Below are 21,352 nucleotides of genomic sequence, written 5' to 3'. Positions count from 1 at the left end.
CAACAGATGCCGTCGAAGAAGACACGACCACATCCTCGCAGCCACCCCCGACAAAAACCGGCCGCGCCCTCAGACGTTACGGGCGGCCTCCCGCGCGAGTTGGACGCGCGACGTAACGCCGACCTTGGTGTAGACGTGGGTCAGGTGGGTCTCGACGGTGCGTGGCGAGATGAACAGCCTTCCGGCAATCTCCTTGTTGCCCAACCCTTCACTGACCAGCCGAACGACGTCGAGCTCGGCTGGGGTGAGCGCGGCCCACCCACTGGACGGGCGTTTGCGCTCGCCGCGTCCGCGCTGGGCATAGGCGATGGCCTCGGCAGTGGACAACGCGGCGCCTTCCGCCCAGGCTGTATCAAAACCACTCTGGCCCATGGCATCTCGCAGTGTCGAGAGCGACGCCTCGAGGTCGGCTTGGAAAATGCGGTACCGGACCTCGCCGGTGCGTTGCCGGATGGCCTCGGCGGCACCATAGAGACGGGCCGCCTCGGGGTAGCTCTCGGCCTCATCGGCCAACTGGGCAATGACGTCGAGAATATCGGGCAGGTTGAGTTGTACCTCGATATTGGCGGCACACGCGAGTGCTTCGTGCGCGTCGCGCTCGGCGGCTCCTGAATCGCCTTCGGCGAGCGCCACGCGGGCACGAGCGGTCAGTGCCCACATCCGGTGAAATCCGGCGTTCAACGATACGGCCTGGTCAGCCCATGACCGAGCCGCCACGAGATCGCCTGTAGCGAGCTCGATTTCGGCCCGCCACCGCATGTTCGCTGCCGTGAATGCAACGTCCGGTATGCAGCTCCAGCCCTGTTCAAGAGCGTGGCGTGCGGCCGACACGTCGCCGGCGGCGAAGTGTGCGCAACCTAAACCCATAAACCCGAGTCCCTCAATGACCGAGCCCAGTTCGGCGGCGGACTCGCAGCCTCTATGAGCTGCTGCGAGCGCCTCGGACGTCTTGCCCTGACACCCGAGGAAAATGGCCTGTACGAGGAGGCCGTTGAACCTGCACAAGGAATCGCCGGCCGCCTCGGCGGCGGCAATCACGTCCCGCAATATCGCTTCGGCGCCAGGCAGGTCGCCCAGCAACGCTCGCACCCCGCCGATACCCCACACGCGACACACGCCCGAGGTGAACCGGTCACCGATCGCGTCCGCAAGTTCGCGCCCTTCTTCACCCACCGCACGCGCCGCTTTCGGGTCGCCGGCCGACATGATGGCCCCATACACCTGGAAGCCCAGCAGTTGGCTCAGCCGCCACTTGTCGCCCAGCGCACGTGCCAACTCGATTGCCTCAGCGAAAAAAGTTGCCGCCTCTTCGGGGGGATTGAATGCGCCTGTACCACAGCAGGCCGTAAGAGCGCGCACTAACAGGTAGGGGTCGTCGAGGCTGCGAGCGATCGTCAGCGCCTCGGCGGCCTGTTCCCTGCGCTCCGGAACGCCGATCCATCCGTCGATCAAAGCCGCGTCGGCCAGTGTTCGCGCCACCATCGCCGGCGCCACCTCGCGCTCGACCGTGTCACGGTCGGCCAGTGCCTCATCGAGCCAGCTCAGCCCCTCGCGCAGGCGGCCCCGGGTCAGCCACAGCGGCTGCAGTGACGACGCGAGCTGTAATGCCAGCTCGATATCCAGGTTCTCCCGGCTCCAGGCGAACGCCGCCCGCAGGTTGTCGATCTCGGCTTCTGCTTGCTCGACACGCTGCTGATGGCCGCTGGCCGCGGGAGCGTCAAGCTGTATAGCCATCGCGGTGTAGTGGTCGCGATGACGTGTGCGCACGATGTCGGCTTCCCCGGACTCGCCGAGTATTTCCAACGCGTACTGACGCATCGTTTCCAGCAGTCGATACCGCATGCGGCCGCCGATCCCGTCGGCCAACACCAGCGACTTGTCCACGAGCAAGGTGAGCTGGTCGAGGATCTGGTAGCGCTCGATCTCCGTGCCGCCCGCAACGGCGCGCGCGGCGGCGAGGTCGAATCCACCCAGGAAAACCGCCAGCCGGCGAAACAGCACCTGCTCCGGTTCCGTCAACAACGTGTAGGACCAATCGACCGACGCGTGCAGCGTCTGCTGGCGGCGCACCGCCATGCGCCGCCCACCGGTCAGAAGCCGGAAGCGGTCATTCAGGCTGCCCGCGATCTCCTCGAGCGACAGTGCACGCACCCGAGCCGCGGCCAATTCGATGGCCAGCGGCATGCCGTCAAGGCGACGGCAGATCTCTTGCACAGCGGGCAGCGCGTCGTCGGCCATGGTGAAATCGGCACGCGCCCGGCGGGCCCGATCGACGAACAGCTCGACGGCGTCGCCGTCCACGGACAGAGAAGGCACCCGCCAGATCACTTCGCCGTCGACGCCGATCGGTTCGCGGCTCGTCGCCAACAGCGTCAGCCCGGGGCAGGCACTCAGCAACGCAGTGCTCAATTCGGCAACCGCGTCCAGCAGGTGCTCACAATTGTCGAGGACAACCAGCATCCGCCGGTTCACCACGAACCGGATGACTGTCTCGGTGGTGGAGTTCCCCGGCTGCTCCGGCAGACCGAGGGCACCCGCCATCCCGACCGGCACCAGTTCGGGGTCGGTGATCGGCGCCAGGTCGACGTACCAGAGACCGTCGGCGAATTCAGCCGCCAGCTGGCCCGCGACCTGGATGGCCAGGCGGGTCTTCCCCATCCCGCCTGCGCCGGTCAAGGTGACCAAGCGGTCGTGCGACAGCGCCCGCCGCACGCCGCCGATCTCGGTGGACCGCCCGATAAAACTGGTGAAATGTACCGGAAGATGTTCGGCGGCAACCAGATCCGATGTTCTCAGCGGCGGGAAGTCGTTCCGGATATCGGGGTGGCACAGCTGCGCCACCCGTTCAGGACGGGCAACGCCACGCAATTCGTGACTGCCGAGTTCAGTCAGCCACGCATCAGCCGGCAGCGCGTCGGCGACCAGATCCTCGGTGGTGCCCGAGAGCAACGTCTGGCCGCCGTGGCCGAGATCACGCAGCCGCGCCGTCCGATTGATCGTCGGGCCCACGTAGTTGCCCTCATCGCGCATCTGCGCCTCGCCCGTATGCACCCCGATGCGCAAACGAACGGGGCCCAGCGCTGCGCGCTGCAATTCCAGCGCGCAGCCAATCGCCTGGCTGGCCCGAGCGAACGCGACCACGAAGCTGTCGCCCTCACCCTGTTCGACGGGCCGCACCCCGCCGTACGTGCCGAGCAGTTCGGCCAGCGTGCGATCGAGGCGGGCAAACGCGGCCGTCATCGCCTCGGGCTCGGTCTCCCACAGTCGCGTCGAGCCCTCGACGTCGGCGAGCAGCAGCGTCACCGTTCCCGTTGGCAGCACGTCGCTCCAGTTCAACTCCGCGCGGGGGTCAGTCTCGGTCATGCTAGCCAGCATCTCGGGACGGTACGCGGCAAACATCGGGGAAATCCCGTATGTCTCCGCAGAGCCCATCAACGGCCGGTGCGCCCGGTTACGGGTTCTCCCCGATGGTCTGGGGCTTCCGAAGCTCCACAGTCGAATCGGACGCACCACACCGAGGAGGACCACCATGACCGTCACCGCCAACAGCTGCCCGAGCGTCTTCGACGCCGGGCTGCCAACGATCGACTACGCGGGTGCCAGGCATCCCGACGAGGCGCACGCCATCATTCGCCGCGCGCGCCAGCAGGCGCCGATCGCGATGGGCCCATACGGGCCTGAACTACTGACGCACGAACTCGTGCGCACCGCCCTGCGCGACCCGCGATTCCAGGTGCCGCCGGGAATGTTCCTCGCGGCCCAGGGCATCACCTCGGGCCCACTGTGGGACCGCGTCATCGACAACATTCTCAGCCTCGACGGCGACCGGCACACCCGGCTGCGCCGGCTGGTCAGCAAGGCCTTCACCCCGAAGGCGACCGCGCGGCTGCGCGCCACGATCGCCGAGATCATCAACGGCCTGGTCGATCGTCAGACCGGTCGCGGCCGTTGTGACGTGGTCACCGACATTGCCCGCCAATACCCGATCCCGGTCATCTGCACACTGCTCGGCGCACCACCCGAAGACTGGGAACTGTTCTCCGACTGGACCGACGTCATTCTGCAGGCCTTCGGTTGGGACGCGGCCAACCAGACGACGAGGGTCCTGGCCGCCTGGGAGGAGCTGGACGAATACATCGACGAAATGCTCGCGTGCCGGCGCCGCGCCCTGGCCGATGACCTGATCTCCGATCTGATCCGGGCTGAGGACCCCGATTTTCCCGGTGACCGCCTCAGCACCGACGAACTCCGCATGCTTGTCGCCGCCCTACTGATGGCGGGCACGGACACCACCCGCCTGCAGTTGGGAGCAGCGGCGCACGTGCTATGCGATCACCCCGAACAGTGGGCATTGCTGGGCCGGCATCCCGAGCTGGCCGCCGGTGCCGTCGACGAGCTCATCCGCCATTCGCCGATGACGTTCGTGACCTTGCGCGTCGCGGTCGCGGACGTCGAAGTCGCGGGGGTGGTAATCCCTTCCGGCACGATCGTCGTCGTCAACACCGGCGCGGCCAACCGGGACCCGGTGGTCTACGACGACCCGGACCGTCTGGACATCCGCCGCCAGGGGGCTCCACCGCCCCAGACGTTCGGCAGCGGCGTGCACTACTGCATCGGCGCCAGCCTCGCGCGTCTCGAGTTGGCCGAGGCACTGACCGTGATGACGCGGCGCATGCCCAACGTGCGGCGCACCGGCCCAGCCCCGTGGAAACCGGTGAACGCGCTGGGCGGCCCCATCACCCTGCCGCTCGAGTTCGACATCGGGCACTGAGTCCGGCGGTACCCACGGGGACGCGCCAGACGATATCTCGCAACATAATTCACGTTCACAGCGCCAAAATGGCGCCGGGCGATCTAGAATCCCGCTTGTGATGACCCCGTCTTACCCCTGGGGGGACGATCGAGGGCACTTTGCGCGGCAGCTTCGGCTGCCGTATCACACGCTCCGCCGACGGCGGGCGCGACGCCTGTGCCAGAACTTCGAACGGGTGGGCGTTCGAACGGCACCGGAGCGGCTGCGGGAAATGCTGGAGGGTGCACCGCTGGCCGCTCACGAGTTGATCAACGTGAACTTCGCGTTGATTGCGATCCGGCTCGACCGCGAGTCCCGCGTAGAGCGCTACAAACGGCTCAAGCAACGCGGCACCCGTTCGCTGATGTTCGCAGGCCTGATCATGGTGGTGCTGAACTTCCTGATGTGCATGGCTTACGTTCTGCTGAACCTGACAGACGCATCGGCGACTCTATAAGTCGTCAGCGCGGTGCGACGATGCCGTTGTCGTACGCGTAGACGATCGCGGCGGCGCGGTCGCGCAACTCGAGCTTGCCGAAGATCCGCCCGATGTGGCTCTTGACCGTGACGCCCGAGATACACAGCCGGTCGGCGATCTCCGTATTGGACAGACCCTGGCCAATCAGCGTCAAAACGTCGAGCTCTCGGGTGGTCAGCTCGCGGATCGCGCTGCCGCGCGGGCCGGGAGCGGCCTTGCGATAGGTGGTGAGCACGCGCGAGGTGACCGCGGGATCGAGATAGCTGTCGCCGCGGGCGACCGCCCGCACCGCACGGATCAGCTCCTCTGCCGAAGAGTCTTTGAGAACGAAGCCGGCCGCACCGGCACGCAGTGCCCCCGACAACAGCTCGTCCTCGTTGAAGGTGGTCAGGGCGAGCACCGGCGGCCCGCCACCCAGCCTGCGGGTGGCCTCGATGCCGTCGACACGGCGCATCCTCAGATCCATCACGACGACGTCGGGCCGGTACTCGGCCACTGCGGCGGGAACCTCGTCGCCGTCGGCGCATTCGGCGACGACGACGAAACCGTCCTTGCGGCGCAGGATCCGGCGCAGGCCGGACCGCACCAGGTCCTGGTCGTCGACGAGCAGCACGGCGATCTCGGGCGTTGCCGAGCCGTCGGGGATCACTGCTTGCACCACCACGGCCGCCAGGAAGTGTCGCCTTCCTGCAGCGGAATCTCAGCGCACACCGACCACCCGTCGCGGGTGGGGCCGACGTCGATGGCCCCGCTGAGCAACTCGACCCGCTGGCGCATGCCGCGCAAGCCCCGCCCTTCGGCCGGGCGCGCGGCCGCCACCGTCGCGGGCAGCAGGTTGGTGATGGTGAGCCGCGCCGACGCCGGCGAAATATCGAGTACCACACCGGCTTTCGACTCTGGGGCGTGCTTGGCGATGTTCGCCAGGGATTCCTGCATGATGCGGTAGAGCGCGAGCCCCACCGCGGCCGACACGTGATCAGTGGACCCCTCGACGCACAGCGCGACGGACAGTCCGGCGCGCTGGAAACCCTCGACCAGGGCGGCGATGTCGTCGAGCCCCGGTTCGGGGACAGTCTGCGCGGTCTTGGTGGGCCAGTTGTCGAGCAGCCCGACGGTACGACGGATGTCGGCCATCGCCTGGCGGCCGAGCCGCTCGGCCTGCTCGAGGGCCTCGATGGCGTCGTCGACGTCGCGGTCCTGCTGCAACGCCCGGCGCGCGCCGGTCACGTGCAACAGGGTGATGCTCAGCGAGTGGGCGATCACGTCGTGCACTTCGCGCGCGATCCGCCGGCGTTCGTCGGCGGCCGCGTGCTCGGCCAGCAAATCCTGCGCCTCGATCTGTTCGGCCAGCAGCAGCCGCTGGGTGTGCATCAGATAGCCGAGCAGCCATCCCACCCCGACGAAACCCAGATACAGCCCGACCGAGTCCAGGCGGTGCAGTGCGGATGCGGTGAGCAACATGGCAACCGCCGACATTGCCGCCAGGAAGCCGCCCAGAACCGACGCCAATGTCGCGACGACCAACACCATCAGGACCAACAGCGCCGGTGCGAAGTCGGCGTGAATGGGCGTCGACGTGGCGAACAAAGTCAGCGCGGTGGCCGTCGACCAGGTCGCCCATAACGGCCCCGGGGTGATCTTCATGTTGAACGCGAAAAACGCCAACTCGGGTGACAGAGCCAGCGCGAACGCTGCCAGGGCCACGGGCAGATCGGAGTGGGGCCGCTGCAGCATCCCGATCGTGCCGCCGAGCAGCAGGGCGACGTCGACCGCGATCATCGCCGCCCAGGTGATACCGACGGGAAGCAGCTCGCTTCGCCGGCGAAGCTGTTCCCGCAGGTAACCCACTGCGGCACGCAACATCGTTGCAATCCTAAAAGAGCTGCGCCTTCGCCACATCATGCCGCGGTCGGTACCGGCCTCCACCCGTGGTAGGAGACAAAGACTGCACTTCAGCACGACGCGCGGCGGGTGGTCGCTTTCCTAGCGTCGAGTCATGACATGGACACAGCTGCACGATCGCATGGCCTTCATGACCAAGGTGACTAAGGCCGCCGACGCGGACCCCGAGGGGGCGCTTTCGTTGATCGACGACGCCCCCGAGGTGCCCGGGCTGTTCGGCGACCAGGAGGGCCTGATGCTTTCGCTCGGCCAACGCTGGATCACCATGCTGGTGGCCAAGCTGGATCAGGCGGCCCACGAGGGCGCACCGGCCGAACAGGCACGCGCCGACCTCGAGGCCGCCGAGCCCGGGCTGCACGCCCTGGTGAAGATCGGCGCCCGCCGCTCGCTGCGCGTGCGCGCGCTCACCCGTGGTGGGCACGTGGCAGTGGGCTTGTTCGGCGGGCCGGCCGGCGATCGGCAGACCGTTGCATGACCGTGTGGCACGCCTTACGCGCCTGACGAGCCGGTACGCTGTCCTGATCGTCGGCCTCTGGGTGCTGGCGGCGGGGATCGCCAATGTCGCCGTCCCCCAGCTGGAACGGGTCGTGGACGGCCATGCCCGGTCCTTCATGCCACCCGACGCGCCGAGCGCGACGGCCGCCGCCCGGGCCGCCGAATTATTCGGCCAGAAGTCCAGTAACAACTTCGTTTACGTTGTGCTGGAACGAAATCAGCGGCTGACACCGCAGGATCGCCGGTTCTACGACGCGCTGACCGCATCGCTCGGCGCGGATCAGCGCCACGTATACGCGGTGACGGATCTGTGGTCGCAGCCGGCCACGGCCGCCGGCGCGCAGAGCGCGGACGGCCAGGCGGTAAGCGTGATGGTGCGGCTGGCGGGCATGCTCGGCACCGCGCAGGCGCGCGACTCCGTCAACGCGGTGCGTGCGACCGCGCAACGACTTTCACCGCCGGCGGGCCTGTCTGTCCATGTAACAGGTCCCGGCGCGACGATCGTCGACGAGTTCTCCGCCATTGATCGACAGATGCTCGGAATCACCGCCGCCACCATCGGACTCATTCTGCTGTTGCTGTTGCTGGTCTACCGGTCGCCCGTCGTGGCGGCGATCCCGCTGATCTCGGTGGGGCTCGCCCTGGCTCTGGCCCGCGCCGTCGTCGCCGCCCTCGGGCAGGCTAATGTGGTTGAGGTTTCCCTGTTTTCGGTGGCCCTCATGGCGGCCATGACACTCGGCGCCGGCACCGACTACGCGATCTTCCTGGTCGGCCGCTACCACGAGGGCCGGCGCCGCGGCGTGGCCCCGGCCCAGGCGCTGACCCAGGCCTACCGGTCCATTGCGCCTGTGGTGATCGGATCGGCGCTGACCGTGTCGGTGGCGCTGGCGTGCCTGGTCTTCGCACAGGTGGGCTCTTTCCGCAGCGCCGGGCTCCCCTGCGCGATCGGCATTCTGGCCACGATGGTCGCGGCGCTGACCCTGACGCCCGCGCTGATGAGCCTGGCGATACGCCGCGGCTATCTCGAGCCGCGGCCGTCGAAAACCGCGCGCCGGTGGCGCCGTGTCGGGACGGCGGTGGCGCGCTGGCCCGGACCCGTCCTGGTCACCGCGCTGGCGCTGACCCTGCTGTTCGCGCTGCCGTTGCTCAGCATGCGGGTCGGCTTCAACGAGCCCGCCGCCACGCCGTCGTCCACCGACTCCAACCGTGGCTATGCAAGCGCCGCAAGGCATTTTCCGGCCAACGCGCTGCTGCCCGATGTCGTCGCGATCCAGGCCGACCACGACTTGCGCAACCCGGCGGGCCTGATCGCCATCGAACGGATCACGCGCCACATCATGGCCGTGCCCGGGGTGCGCGCGGTGCAGTCCGCCAGCCGCCCCGACGGCAGGGTGCCCGAACAGGCGACGCTGAGCTACCAGGCCGGCGTGCTCGGCCGTCAGTTCGGGGACACCATGGACTCGCTGACGCAGCGCCTCAAGCGGGTTTCCGAACTGGACCGCGCGCTGGCCCAGACCCAGGTTGCGGTCGACGGCCTGGGCAACGGATTGCGCGGCGGCAGCGCCGGATTGGCCGATGTGTCCGGCGCCGCCGAAGACATGCGGGCCGGGATGGACGGCCTGCAGCAAAATGTCACGACGGTGTCGGGGTACCTCGACCCGCTGCGCGAGTTCGTCGGACGGACTCCCGACTGCGCCGCCAATCCAATCTGCTCGACGGTGGGTCGCGTGCTCCAGCCCGTCGACAGCCTGATGCAGACGTCCGCGCGCCTGGGTTCGGGCGCGGCGAAGCTCACCAGCGGGTCGAGCACAGCCGCAACCGCGATGGCGACCCTGCCGCGGAGCGTGACCTCGATGAAAGATGCGTTGGCACAGGCGCGTTCGGCCACTCACGACTTGCTGAGCCTTACCGACACGCTGGGCCCCCAAATGCGCCAGTTGACCGACTACCTGAACGAGGTCGCCACGCAGTTCCAGGGCAGCGCCGCCGGGGACTTCTACATGCCGCAGCGGGCGCTGACCGACCCACGCTACACCACCGCGCTGAGGCACCTGATCTCCGAGAACGGCCGTGCCGCATACCTACTGGTGTACGGCGACGGCGCGGAGTGGGGTGCCGATGGCGCGGCCCGAGCCGACCAGGTGCGTGCCGCCATCAAGGAGGCCACCAAGGAGGGCACCCTGACCCCGACCGAGGTCGAGCTCGCCGGGGTCGGCCCGGTGACCGCCGATCTGCAGCGCCTGGTCGCCCGCGACACCGCGCTGCTGGTGGGCGCCGCGCTGGTGCTCATCTTCCTGATCGTCACGGCGATGTTGCGCAGCCCGGTCGCGGGATTGGTGGTCGTCGGAACGGTCGTCACCTCGTACGCGTCGGCCGTCGGTGCCAGCGTGCTGATCTGGCAGCACCTGCTTCATCACGACCTGCACTGGGCCGTGGCCCCGATCGCCTTCATCGCGCTGATCGCCGTCGGCGCGGACTACAACCTGCTGCTGGCGTTGCGCATCAAGCAGGAAGCGGCGGCGGGCCTGAAGACCGGCGTCATCCGGGCGTTCGGCGGTACCGGCGGGGTGGTCACCATTGCCGGCGTCATCTTCGGGCTGACCATGCTGGCGCTGCTGACCAGCAGCGTGCTCAGCATCGCCCAGATCGGCACCACGATCGCGGTCGGACTGCTACTGGACACGCTGGTGGTGCGGGCGTTCATCGTGCCGTCCATCGTGACGCTGTTGGGCCGGTGGTTCTGGTGGCCGAGTCCCCTCCCCCGCCGCGCCGTGGGGGCAAAGGTGAAAACTCCTGAGCCGCAACTGGTTACTGCTGGGGCGGTATGACCGACGAGGGCAACCCGACCAGAACGCCTTCGACGTCTCCGTCGGCGCTGACCAGCAGTCCACGCCCTGGCGGCAGAGTTTGAGCCCGGACGTTTCGGTTGATCCGGTTCTGCGGGTCGTTGTCCATGTACAGTTGGGATACCTTCGCGGAATTCTGGAAGCGCATCCACGGATCCATCTGCAGCGTCGCCCAGTTCGCGCTGTTGCGCGTGGTGAAAACGTGCAAGCCGATCTGGCGTGCGCGTTCCATCAGCTTCCACAGGGCCGCCCCCACCGGCGGCTTGGGCGGGAAGCTCTGATCCGGGCGCAGGTCCTGGATGTCGTCGATGAGCACGAAGTGCCGTGGACCCTCCCACGGCTTGAGTGCGCGTAACTCCTCCTGGCTCAAGCCCTTCGGAGGCAGCCGGGGCAGCAGCACCTGCTGTGCCAGCGTGGTGATCACCTCGTCGATCTCATCCTGGTCGTAGGCGTATGCGCGCACGTAGCCCGGCCCGTGCAGATCGCGCAGCCCGTGTGGTGCGGTCTTCGGGTCGATCAGCGTCAGCTGCGCTTGCTCCGGGCTGAATCTGTTCATGATCGCCTCGCCGATGGCCACCAGCGACAGCGTCTTTCCGCAGCCCTGCCGTCCCAAGATCATCAACCCGGGACTCTCGTGCAGCTTGAGGGGAACCGGCCCGAGTTCGTGCCGCTCGCCGATGACGAAGCTGATCGAGAGTTCGTGGGATTCAAGCGTGCTCGATTGCGCGGCCTCGTAGTCCAGAATCGCCCGCAACGCCACCCGCTGCGGCAGGCGTTGCAAGGTGGCGTGCTTGGTGACGCCGGCGACATCGGCGATGCGGGCGCCGACGTCGACGATGCTCACCACCGCACCGGTGTCCCGATCCGTCAGGGCCGGCACACCCACCCGTAACTCGTGCAGGCTGTCGGTCAGCCCGAAGCCGGGCCGGTTCAGGGTCCGCCGGGCCGCGTCGCGCGACTCGAGCGACGAATGGCCCATCTGGCTTTCGCTGGGGTCGGCCAGCCGCAATTGGACTCGCGCCGTGGCGTTTTGCAGCAGGCTCTGCCGCTGCCCGTGAATCCAGCCGCCCGCACTGCACATCACGTGCACCCCGTACTCGGGGCCGCGGCTGCTCAACGAAATGATGCGGTCGCCCAGCACGGTGTCCTTCGAGTACAGGTCGTCATAGTCATCAACCACCACAAAGACATCGCCGAACGGGTCGTTCGCGTCGGTGCCGCCCAGTCCGTCGCTGCCCGGCGCGAAGCGGCGTTCCCGGAAGCCGTCGAGGTCGATCTTGAGACGCCGGAACGAGTCCTCGCGGGCATCGATCAGCGCGTCCATGCTGCTCAAAATGCGTTCGATGCCCTCGGCATCCTTGGGCGAGACGATGTCGGTGACGTGGGGCAGCGAGGCGGCCTGGGCGAGGGTCGCGCCGCCGATGCAGAAGAACGTCACGCGCGCGGGGGTGTACATCGTCGCGGCCGAGCACATCAGCGTCATCAAGGTAGTGGTCTTGCCGCGTTGCTTAGCCCCCACCACGATCACGTTGCTGCGCAACGCATCCACCGCATGAACAACCTGCTTGGACTCTTCGGGGATGTCCATGACGCCGACCGGGAACATCAGGCCCCCGTTCTGCCCATAGTCGACATGCCAGGGTTTGCCGCGGTATCCCGCGACCAGGGCGTCGATGGATTCGGGCTCCTCCAGCGGCTCCAGCCACGGCCGGCGCGGCGAGCGGTGCGGTACAACGTGCAACGACTCCCGCAGCACGTCCACGATCTTCTTCCGCTTGAAACCGTCGTCGTAGTACAGGAATTCGTCGGGCTCGGCGTCGACGGCGGCCGCCGCCTCCAGCGCCGTGGCGTCGGAGGCGTCCAGCGGCTGGTATTGCCAGTTGTACAGCCGCGGCTTGGTCAACGTCATGTCGACAGTGGTCGCGACCTCCTTGGTCTTCGGCACCACGAACGGCGCGGAGAGATAGAAGCAGCGGAACGGCTCGAGGTCGCGCGGACCCACCTTCAGCAGACCGAAACCGTTCTCCTTCGACGGCAGGTGGTAGGCAGCGTCCGAACCGATCACCTCACGGCTGTCGTCGCCGGACTCAGCGCGCAGTGCGATGCGAAACGCGATGTTGGACTTGACCTTCTGCAGCGAAGACAGGTCCAACCGCTGCCCGCCCAGCATGAAGAACACGTTGGCGCCTCGGCCCTCCTGGCCGATGTGGATGATCAGGTTGATCCACTTCTCGTGGTTGGCGAACAGTTCCAGATACTCGTCGACGATGACGAGCAGCACCGGCACCGGGGGCAGATCGCGGCCGGCGAGCCGGATCTCCTCGTAGTCGTTGGCGTCGCGGGCGCCCACCGAGGTGAACAGCTCGTAGCGCTGCTTGATCTCGCCGTCGATGACCCGGCGCATCCGCTCGGCGAGGTGGCGTTCGTCCTTGCCGAGGTTGGACAGCGCCGCCACCACATGGGGGATGCCCAGGATGTCCTGCGCCGCCGATTCGAACTTCATGTCGACGAAGATGACGTTGAACGTTTCCGGGGAGTGGGTCAGCGCGATGCCGTAGACCAACGACAGGAAGAACTCCGACTTACCCGAACCGCTGGTGCCGATGACCACGGAGTGAAACCCGAAGCCACCGAAGTCTTTTGCGCGGATGGTGATGTTCTGCAACTCGCCGTTGGGCTTGGCGCCCACCGGGACCTCGCACCAGCGCTCGTCGCCCCGGCCGCGCCGCTCGGCCCATAACCGGTCGACGTCGAGATCACGGGGGTCGTTGATGCCTAACGCGCGCAGCAGTTCGGTGGCCCCGCTGATCGAGTCGGCGATCTCGCTGCGGCTGGTCGGCGACCAGCGGGCCATCGCCCGCGCGTACCGATAGGCGCGATGCACGGAAAGCTGGTCGGCGTGGGCGAAGAACTTGCTGCGCACCCGCAGCAGTGGCGCCGGGCGTTCGTCTTCGCCCTCGGCGTCGGAGCCGTTGCGGTGCAATGCTATTTCGCCGTTGACCGACCAGCTGGGTGAGCTGTGCCGCTCGCTGAGGTCAAACACCTGGTCGTCGGCGAAGCCCACCCCGGTGCCGACGCGGGAGGCGATGCGCAGCAAGGTGATTCCCGCCTTGCCGACCTGCCCGACCACGCTCTCCCACGCGTCGGGGCTGCCGGTGTTGTCGTCGACGATCACCAGGTGCGGGCCAAGGTCGACGGTGTCCGCTCCGGTCTCCAGGGTCGAGCCCATCGCGGTGGGGCTGGCCGCGGCCAACGGTGTCCAGGCGCCACGCTTACCTTTCATGTGCAGCTCGGCGGCGAGGGTTTCCTCGAGTTCCTCGGGAGTGGCGAAGACCAGGCGCCGAAACCCGCACGCGTCGAACAACTCGTTGTGCAGGTTGTGCGGCAGCCAGACGATCCAGGACCACGCCTCCGGATTGCGGGTTACCACCATCAACTTGACCTCGCGCGGGTTGTGGAACACCGCCAGTGAACACAGCACCGAACGCATCAGCGACCGCAGCCGGTCCAGATCCTCGCCGACGAAGCTGAAGCCGGGCGCCGAACGCAGGTTCACCACCTTCGCGATGTCACGAATCTTGCGCTGCTCCAAGATGAAATCGCGCAGGGCCTGCCCGGTGACGGGTTCGAGCTCCTCATCGGAGGCGATGTCGGGCCAGGTCACCGACAGCACCGAGTCGGGTGCGTGCTGCACCCCGGTGCCCACCCGCACCTCCAGGAAGTCCGGATCGGCGCGCCCACGTTCCCACATCCGCGGCCCCCCGATGATCGCGCCGAGCCCGCGCGGGTCGGAGTGCACCGAGTCCTGCCATTCACGTTGCGCGCACACCGCGCTCTGGATCTCGTCGCGGTTGCTGTCGAGGTCACGCAGGTAGCGGCGACGGCCCTTTTCCATTTCGCCCCAGGTGATCTTGCGGGCGCGACCGAAGCGGCCGGAGAACGCCAGCATGCTGAAGGCGCCGATACCCATCAGGGGGAAGAAGCCGGTGGTCAGGCTGCGCACGCCGGAGACGTAGAGCATGACGACGGTGCCGATGAGCGCGACGATGAGGGCCGGCACGCCGATCATCACCCAGATGTTGCGCGGCTCGCGTTCGGGCAGCGCGATCGGCGCACTCGGCGCCACCCGAACCGGTTTCGGCGGCTCGATCTTGACGCGGTTGATGGGGAACGCTTTCTTGGACATTCTCTAGCCTCCGGGCTTCGCCGATGTCGTCACCACAGCCACCTTGCCCGGCGCCGGAATGGTGTCCCGCGCCAAAAGCGCTGCCTCCCTTGACAGTGCCGGGCCCGTGGCGAACGTCCGCAGCAACGGCCACGGTGCTTGCAGGGCCGAACCCGGATCGAGCCCGAGCGCGCGCAGTGTCGCCTCGTCGTTGGTGATGCCGAACCGCACCCCGTTGTCGGACACCCAGAACAACGACTCCCGGGTGTCCGAGGTGACCACGCCGCTGGTCGACGTCACGAAGTTGGCGGCGCCCGGCAACACCAGCACCCGGTCGGCGACCACCGAGGCCGGGTCGCGGTCGTCGCGCACCAGGTGGACGATGCGGTTGTCCATGCCCGACGGCGTCGGCAACCCGCGTCCGTTGTAGACGACGACGCGCGCCTGCGGGTCCGTCGAGCCCTTCTCCCACCCCACACACGTGGTCGGATCGGCAGCGGTGTCAACAAAATTCAGCCGCTTGGTCGGGTAGTAGTCCACCGCCAGCGAGGACACCTCGGGGATGTTGACCAACACGTCGGGTGTCACAACGCGCGGTGCCGTCGCGCCGTACGAGTTGGCACTGCGCAACAGGTCGGCGACGAAGCTGGTGATTTTTTGCACACCGTCGGGCAGCAGCACGTAGAACTGCTTGCCGCCGCTGGCGGTTTGGGACTGCAACACCGCGCCGACCTGCGAGCCCGACACCCATGTCGACGGGGTGCCCGCCAGGGGCACCGCGGGAACCCCGAGCGGTTCGGTCGCCGGCAATGCATCGTGCAGGGCCCTCGAAATCTCCACCGGCAGAGTCACTCCCGGATCGATACCGAGGCTCAGCGTGACCGCTCTGTTCAATGGATCAATCTGCGAGCGTTTGCCGCCCCAGATCACAAACGTGTTGCCCTCGAAGGTCACCAGCAGTCCGGCGTCGTCGCTGAGCGGCGTGGCACGGTCGAAACCCTCGAGATGCCCGGCGATCGAGGTCACCACCGGGCGCTCGGGACTGCGTGGGCGCCCCGCCGTGTCGCACACCGCCCACGCCGAGGTCGCGCCCCGATGAACCGGCATCGCCGCCGGCGCACCCGGAATACCGACCAGCGGGCCGGTCGGATACTTGGCTATCTCAGCCGGTTTCACCCACGTCGGCTGATTCGCCGTCCCCGTCGCCAGCCGCGCGGACGTCAAATTCAGCGCCGGGTACAACCGGCCGTCGATCTTGGCGTAGAGCGCCCCGGAATCGCGGTCCCCGATGATGGCCGAATCACCTACGATGCCAGTCGGTTTCAGCACGTTCAGCAACAGCATCCAGCCCGAGGCGATGGCCACCAGAAGTATCGACAGCACCAGCGCGGCGGTCTGCTTGCGGTCATCGTGCTTCATGCGCACCGAGAAGCGGGTGGTGGCCGCGCGCAGCCGCCGGTTGTAGAACAGGTGCCCGGAGTTCTGATCGCGGCTGGACAAGCTCAACGGCATACTCAGTACCCCTTGGACGCTCGGCGGGGATCGGCCTGCTGAATCCGATCGGCCAGATTCGACGCGTCGGCGGCCACCCCATAGCGGCCCATCGCGTAGTTGATGAACGCGCACGCCTGCGCCACCAGGTTGTGGATGTCGCGTGAGGTCCCCAGCTGGTGATACGCCGCGAAGGTGGGCGCGATGAACTGCCAGGCGCCCTTGCTGGGCGTGCCCCGCGCCGCGTTGGAATCCCAGTCGTTGACCGCGTTCGCGTTGTAGTTCGACTCGCGGTGGGCCACCAGATCCATGCCGCGAACCCAGCGGGCGCGCGCCGCCGGGTCGTGAATGCCCTTGATGTCCAAGGCTTTACGGATGGCCGCCAGCACCGCCGGGCGTCCGCCGGCCTGGTTGCTGTGCATCGTCCGCACCCGCGGGTAGCGCAGGCGTCGCAGCCTCCGCGCGAGCAGCCTTGCCCGTCGGCGCGATGCGGCGACATGGCGGTGCTGGGTCCGCAGCCGGGCCGCCATGCGGGCGGCCGCCTCGCGGCGGCCCATCGGGGTATCGACGGCCGGCGCCGCGTCGGTCAGGGCGGAATCCAGCACCACACGCGTCGCCGCCCGGGTGGACGTGTGGTCAGCCCGGGCCGCGGTGATGATCTGGCCCAGCCCCGCGTCGGTATGGGCCGACCCCGTCAATCGCGTTATCGAGGCGCCCGACCGCGCCGCCGCCGGGCCCGGTAGTCCTGCGGTGCGTCGCGTCATCGCCCCGGCGTGCGCCCGCGTCTGGGCCGCCGCGTCACCGATGCCGTCGGCGGTGCTGAATCCGGCGAACAGATCGTGGGCGCGAGCCAGCGCCGCCACGGCCCGCACCTTCAGGGAATCGGTCACCGACTTCCCCGCCCTGATCCACCAGTGCGCCCTCTGGGCGCCGCATCCTTGCCGGACACTTCCTGCTACTACTCCCACATACTCCTGAGCGCGAATTCCGCGGACGGGCCGATGGCCTGCATTGCGCTCGGCCGGCCGCCATCAGGTAGCGACATTACTGCCCGCCGAACTGGCCGACCAATCACCTTTTGTCCGGCCGGGCCCGGCCGGACTATTCCTTGAGCTCGTCTTCGGACGGCATGATCACAATTCGGCGGTTCGGCCTATTGGTGACCACGGTCGGCTTTGCTTCGCCGGATTTGCTGCCCGGCGCGCTCGGCGGAATCGTCAAACGGCCCTTGACCGGTTGGCCGTTGGGCACACCTGGGGCCGTGACCCGCTTCTCGACGGGCTTGTCCTTGCCTGCGGCTTCGCCGCCGGCACCCATCGCGCCCGGGGGCATCATCGGCATACCGGTCATTCCGGATTGCCCGGGCATGGCCGGCATGCCGCCGGTGGGCGGCATGACCGGCACCTTGGCCGATGCGGGCGCCGTCGGCGGGGACGACGTGGGAACCGGCGGCGGGCCCAGTGAGCTGGCCGGGGTGGTGCCGCCACCGGCCAGCCCGCCACCACCGCCACCGGAGCCGGCGCCCAGTCCGGACCCGCCGCCGCCGACGCTGTCGACCAGGTGCGCGTTGTCGGCCAGTGCGGCGCCGTGGGCGCCCTGCATCGCGCTCATCAGCGGCTGGAGGGCACTCTGACCCGCCTGCATCGCCTGCTGTGGAAGCTGTGTCATCGGACCCATGACGCCGCCGATGGCACCGCCGATCGCGCCCGTGACGCTCTGCAACATTTGCTGAATTGCCTGCATTTCCTGCTGGCCATTGGCCTCGTTGGCCGGGAATTTCGCCTGGGCTTCCTCGGTGTGGGCGCGGCGGTCAGCGTCTGCGGCCGCGGCGTCAGCGGAATCTTTGGGGACCCCTGCGTTGCCGGCGGCTACGACTGCCCCTTGCCCTCCGTCACCGGGTGATGCACCGCCCGGGGGAACCGGAGGGGACGACCTCGGCAGGGGGGCGGGCGGTGCCTGAGGCACCGTCGTCGCATCCCAGCGAATGGGCTTGGGCTCGGGCCCCATGATCTCACCTCCACGCCATTCGAATTAGGTCTAGCTGCAGGAGCGCTCCGACCGCTCATTTTCGCACAGCACGCCGATAGTGCCAGTCACCCGAGGTCGGGCTTTGCGCTATAACCGCGTCCGCTGGCTGATCGCGTCAAACCAGGCCAGGTGGTAATTCGCCAGGTATTCATGCCCGTCGATCAGGGCTTCGATCGCAGCCAACAGCATCCAATCTCCGATGACCGCCGGGTCGTGATCGGGATAGGCATTTACCGCTGTCTGTTGAATTTCGGCGGCGCATTCGCGCAACATCTTGGTTTCGCTGTCGAGAACACCCGTCTTACGCACCGCCGGCGCGGCAACGGCTTGGGCGATCCTGGGCAGACCGTCGCGCCGGCGCACAGCCTCGACCAGGGTGGGTCCGAGCTCTTCGACCGAAGGCGTGGCTGAGCGGGCGGGCCGGTCGCCGTTCAGCGCCGGCTCGTCGGGATCCGGCTCGCCGACATACGTGTTCGCCTGGTGGACGGCCGCGACCGTGATGGCCCCGAGCAAGTCCAGCACGTTGGCGTCGCGGCGTCGCGCCGACGGCTCGAGCAGGCTCACATGGGCGGGCAACCGGACGTGCGGCGGGATCCATCCGCCGGCGAGGTCGGTGACGAGCAGCGTGGTGGTGCCGTCGTCGCGCAGCCCCGCCGCCCACGACAGCCGCGGCTCCTGACGGGCCATCGCGTCGACGAGGCGCTGCAGCCGCTGCTGTTCGGCCGTTCTGTTGGACACCGCGCCGGCCGTCGCCCCAGTCGCCGCGGATGCTGCCGACGCGCCGGCCATGGGCGGCGAGCTCGCGCCGGCGTGGCCCGCGGCCGCGGCCGTCCGCTCGACTGGCGAGACGAGTGGCCCCCCGGCGGACGGGGATGATGCCGGCGACGAAGTCACCGGTGCGCCCGAGATGGGTCCGCCCGGAGCGGCCGGCACCGACGGGGGCGCCACCACAGGAGGGCGAAGGTCAGAACCGTAGGCGGGCAACGGACCGGACGGAATCGACGGGGAGCCTAGAGTCGGTGCCTGGGAGGACCATGACGCACCGGTCATCACCGGCGCAACCGAAGGAGTTCCCACCACGGCCGCCGGCGCCGGGGTCGTGGCCGGCGGCACGTCAGCCGGAGTGGCTGTCGGTATGAAAGCGGCCCCGCTGGGTATCGTCGGTGAGCCTGCAGGTGCTATCGGCGGACTTTGCGGCTCGAACGCTTGTATCGGCCCGGCCGTAAACGCTTGTCCGCCAGGGCCTGTCGCCTGTCCGGTCGCTATGCCTGAGGTAAACGATTGGGCCAGGCCCGGCTGGAGGCCCTGACCCAGGCCTGCTGGCGACACCGGGACGCCGCCGCCATGTATGGGTGCATTTACGGGCGATATGGGCGCGCTGCCACCGGGCATTGGCAGGGCTGCGGCTGGTGCCGCTGGTGCTGGAAACTGAGTGCCATGACCCTGCAGACCACTGACCGCTGTCCCGGCCGGTGATGGCCTGGCCGTGCCAACGCCACCTGACGACGGCACGCCATGACCCTGCAGGCCACCCACCGCTGTCCCTCCCGGCGATGGGCCGGCCGCACCGCCGCCACCTGCCGACGGGACGCCATGGCCTTCGCCACCACCCACAGCGGATGGTCCGCCCGGCGCACCTCCCGGGGAATGTAAATCAGCACTCGTGAGCTGGGGCGGCGGCGAGGCGTCACCGACACCGAAGCCGTTCGCTTCCGCCCAGCTACGGGCGTTACCGCCGACTCCTTCTGTATCGAGGATTTTCTGCGTCGCCGCCAGCATCTTGTCGACCGCGCCTCGGCTGGCATTCGCAGCATCGGCGTTGCAGCGCGCCTGGACAGCTTGCACCTCCGCTAACTGCTCGGGAGGCGGCTTCTTCGAGGCAAGGATTTCATCGATCTCCTTGTTGCCCTTGCTTGCGATGTCCGACAAGCGGCTGCGCAAGTAATCGATGGCGTCCGCACTTGAATCGAAGGCCGAGGCCTTCGTCTGGTACTTCTCCGCGAGATCCAAATGAAACTTCTCGCCCTGTTGATAACGGGATATGAGGTCGTCGGCCGTGTGGCCCTCGTTGTGGGCCGCGATCTTCGTCCAAAGATTGCGCAGGTGATGCGAGTAGCCTTGCTGCTCCGCAGAAGCCTGCCTCCAATGTTGTGCGCCTGCACGCAGACTCGTTGAGGGCGATGGCCACCAGGCGCCAACCAGCGCAGCGGACCACTTGCCAGGCGGAAGGTCAGCCGCCACCGCATACCATTTTCATCGCAACATCCTTTGCGATCGCGTCATCAGGTGCGGCTCCTAGTGGAACAGGGAACCGCCAGGCAAAGCAATTCACCGCTTGCTGCGGCAGTTTCTAACCCTGCCTGCCGTGTTTCGACGATAGGCGGAAAACAAATCATCGAGTGAAATCACCATTAATCATCGCGATTCGTAGTGTTCTATGCGTGTGAGATTGCTCCGCCGCCGTCCGGACAACATCATTCGCCGGTTGAGAGCGTGCTATTCAGCGGGATCAGCCGCCACATATCTGTTTCATTGCAGCGTCTTTGGTGTTGGCATCGTTCAGCGCAGATTGCCATGCTGGATCCTGACCGCTTGCCAAGCTAGATGTTGCCGCGACGTTGCTGTAGGACTCAGCCAGCGCGAGCGCCGCGGCACGTTCGCTGGCAGCGAGCGCCGGACTGTTATTCACAGCTTCTTCTAGCATCACTGCGCCGTTGACCGTCGCAATTCCCGCGAACGCCTGATTAGTGCCGTTCGTCTCTATTTGCACCGCACGCGCCGCGAGCTTGTACGCGTCACACAACTTCTGATGAGCGGCCGCAACTTGGTCCGCTGTGTACGCAGGCGTCGTCGACGTGGTTGAGGAAGCCCCTGACTGGCTGCTCGTCGGCCGAGTCAACGCGACAACAAGAGCAGCGATGCCCATCAGTACGGCGATCGCGGCCAAGGCGATCGCTGGCCATGTTCGCGGTCGGGGCGGGGGCTGAGTTGGAAAGGCCGGTGTCCAATGCGTTGAGCTTGGCGGCGGGCCAGCATTTGGTCCTTCGCCCGGAGCTGGAGGCAAGTCCCCCACCATGTGTCCTTACCTTTCTTGCAGGGTGATTGAGACCGGACGTTGTACGGTTTTTTTCACCCAGGAACGTTGGGTATGGCTT

The 21,352-nt window shown here is 67.5% G+C and carries 13 protein-coding genes; 4 read left to right on the top strand and 9 right to left on the bottom strand.

What is annotated here, in order from left to right; translation table 11 throughout:
* Positions 1–69: 69 nt before the first annotated feature.
* On the bottom strand, positions 70–3,375 hold the full coding sequence (locus tag OQ789_RS25400; protein WP_324689132.1) for a helix-turn-helix transcriptional regulator: 3,306 nt from the start codon (positions 3,373–3,375) through the stop codon (positions 70–72).
* Positions 3,376–3,529: 154 nt separating this feature from the next.
* Here OQ789_RS25400 and OQ789_RS25395 point away from each other — a divergent pair, with 154 nt between their 5' ends.
* Together OQ789_RS25395 and OQ789_RS25390 are read left to right on the top strand one after the other, a co-directional pair.
* Positions 3,530–4,771 carry a cytochrome P450 gene (locus OQ789_RS25395; protein ID WP_324689130.1) on the top strand — a complete coding sequence of 414 codons (1,242 nt, stop codon included), beginning with the start codon at positions 3,530–3,532 and terminating at the stop codon, positions 4,769–4,771.
* Between the two features lie 217 nt (positions 4,772–4,988).
* Complete coding sequence (locus OQ789_RS25390) at positions 4,989–5,249, top strand: hypothetical protein (protein ID WP_324689128.1); 261 nt, start codon at positions 4,989–4,991, stop codon at positions 5,247–5,249.
* Positions 5,250–5,253: 4 nt separating this feature from the next.
* Here OQ789_RS25390 and OQ789_RS25385 read toward each other — a convergent pair whose 3' ends face one another.
* Both OQ789_RS25385 and OQ789_RS25380 read right to left on the bottom strand, forming a co-directional pair.
* Positions 5,254–5,934 carry a response regulator transcription factor gene (locus tag OQ789_RS25385; protein ID WP_324689126.1) on the bottom strand — a complete coding sequence of 227 codons (681 nt, stop codon included), beginning with the start codon at positions 5,932–5,934 and terminating at the stop codon, positions 5,254–5,256.
* Complete coding sequence (locus OQ789_RS25380) at positions 5,916–7,133, bottom strand: sensor histidine kinase (protein ID WP_324689124.1); 1,218 nt, start codon at positions 7,131–7,133, stop codon at positions 5,916–5,918. Before OQ789_RS25380 ends, OQ789_RS25385 begins: the two co-directional genes overlap by 19 nt.
* Positions 7,134–7,266: 133 nt before the next feature.
* On the opposite strand from OQ789_RS25380, the gene OQ789_RS25375 reads away from it, so the two are divergent.
* Positions 7,267–7,647 carry a hypothetical protein gene (locus tag OQ789_RS25375; protein ID WP_324689122.1) on the top strand — a complete coding sequence of 127 codons (381 nt, stop codon included), beginning with the start codon at positions 7,267–7,269 and terminating at the stop codon, positions 7,645–7,647.
* Positions 7,640–10,495, top strand: coding sequence for an RND family transporter (locus OQ789_RS25370; protein WP_324689121.1), 2,856 nt, complete (start codon positions 7,640–7,642; stop codon positions 10,493–10,495). Before OQ789_RS25375 ends, OQ789_RS25370 begins: the two co-directional genes overlap by 8 nt.
* On the opposite strand, the gene eccCa is transcribed toward OQ789_RS25370, so the two are convergent.
* The 6 genes from eccCa to OQ789_RS25340 form a co-directional block, all read right to left on the bottom strand.
* Positions 10,476–14,699, bottom strand: a complete 4,224-nt coding sequence (eccCa, locus tag OQ789_RS25365) for a type VII secretion protein EccCa (protein ID WP_324689119.1) — start codon at positions 14,697–14,699, stop codon at positions 10,476–10,478. The two genes, OQ789_RS25370 and eccCa, sit on opposite strands and share 20 nt — an antisense overlap.
* Before the next feature lie 3 nt (positions 14,700–14,702).
* Positions 14,703–16,190, bottom strand: a complete 1,488-nt coding sequence (gene eccB, locus OQ789_RS25360; protein WP_324689117.1) for a type VII secretion protein EccB — start codon at positions 16,188–16,190, stop codon at positions 14,703–14,705.
* Positions 16,191–16,192: 2 nt separating this feature from the next.
* On the bottom strand, positions 16,193–17,059 hold the full coding sequence (locus OQ789_RS25355; RefSeq protein WP_324689116.1) for a transglycosylase: 867 nt from the start codon (positions 17,057–17,059) through the stop codon (positions 16,193–16,195).
* A gap of 211 nt (positions 17,060–17,270) precedes the next feature.
* Positions 17,271–18,176: a hypothetical protein gene (locus tag OQ789_RS25350; protein WP_324689114.1), complete on the bottom strand. Its 906-nt coding sequence runs from the start codon at positions 18,174–18,176 to the stop codon at positions 17,271–17,273.
* A gap of 108 nt (positions 18,177–18,284) precedes the next feature.
* Positions 18,285–18,935, bottom strand: coding sequence for a DUF5631 domain-containing protein (locus OQ789_RS25345; protein ID WP_324689112.1), 651 nt, complete (start codon positions 18,933–18,935; stop codon positions 18,285–18,287).
* 1,771 nt (positions 18,936–20,706) lie between these two features.
* On the bottom strand, positions 20,707–21,273 hold the full coding sequence (locus OQ789_RS25340; protein WP_324689110.1) for a hypothetical protein: 567 nt from the start codon (positions 21,271–21,273) through the stop codon (positions 20,707–20,709).
* Positions 21,274–21,352 lie beyond the last annotated feature (79 nt).

The sequence above is a fragment of the Mycobacterium sp. 94-17 genome (assembly GCF_035617725.1).
Classification (GTDB): Bacteria; Actinomycetota; Actinomycetes; order Mycobacteriales; family Mycobacteriaceae; genus Mycobacterium.
This window is presented reverse-complemented; position numbering and strand designations above follow the sequence as displayed.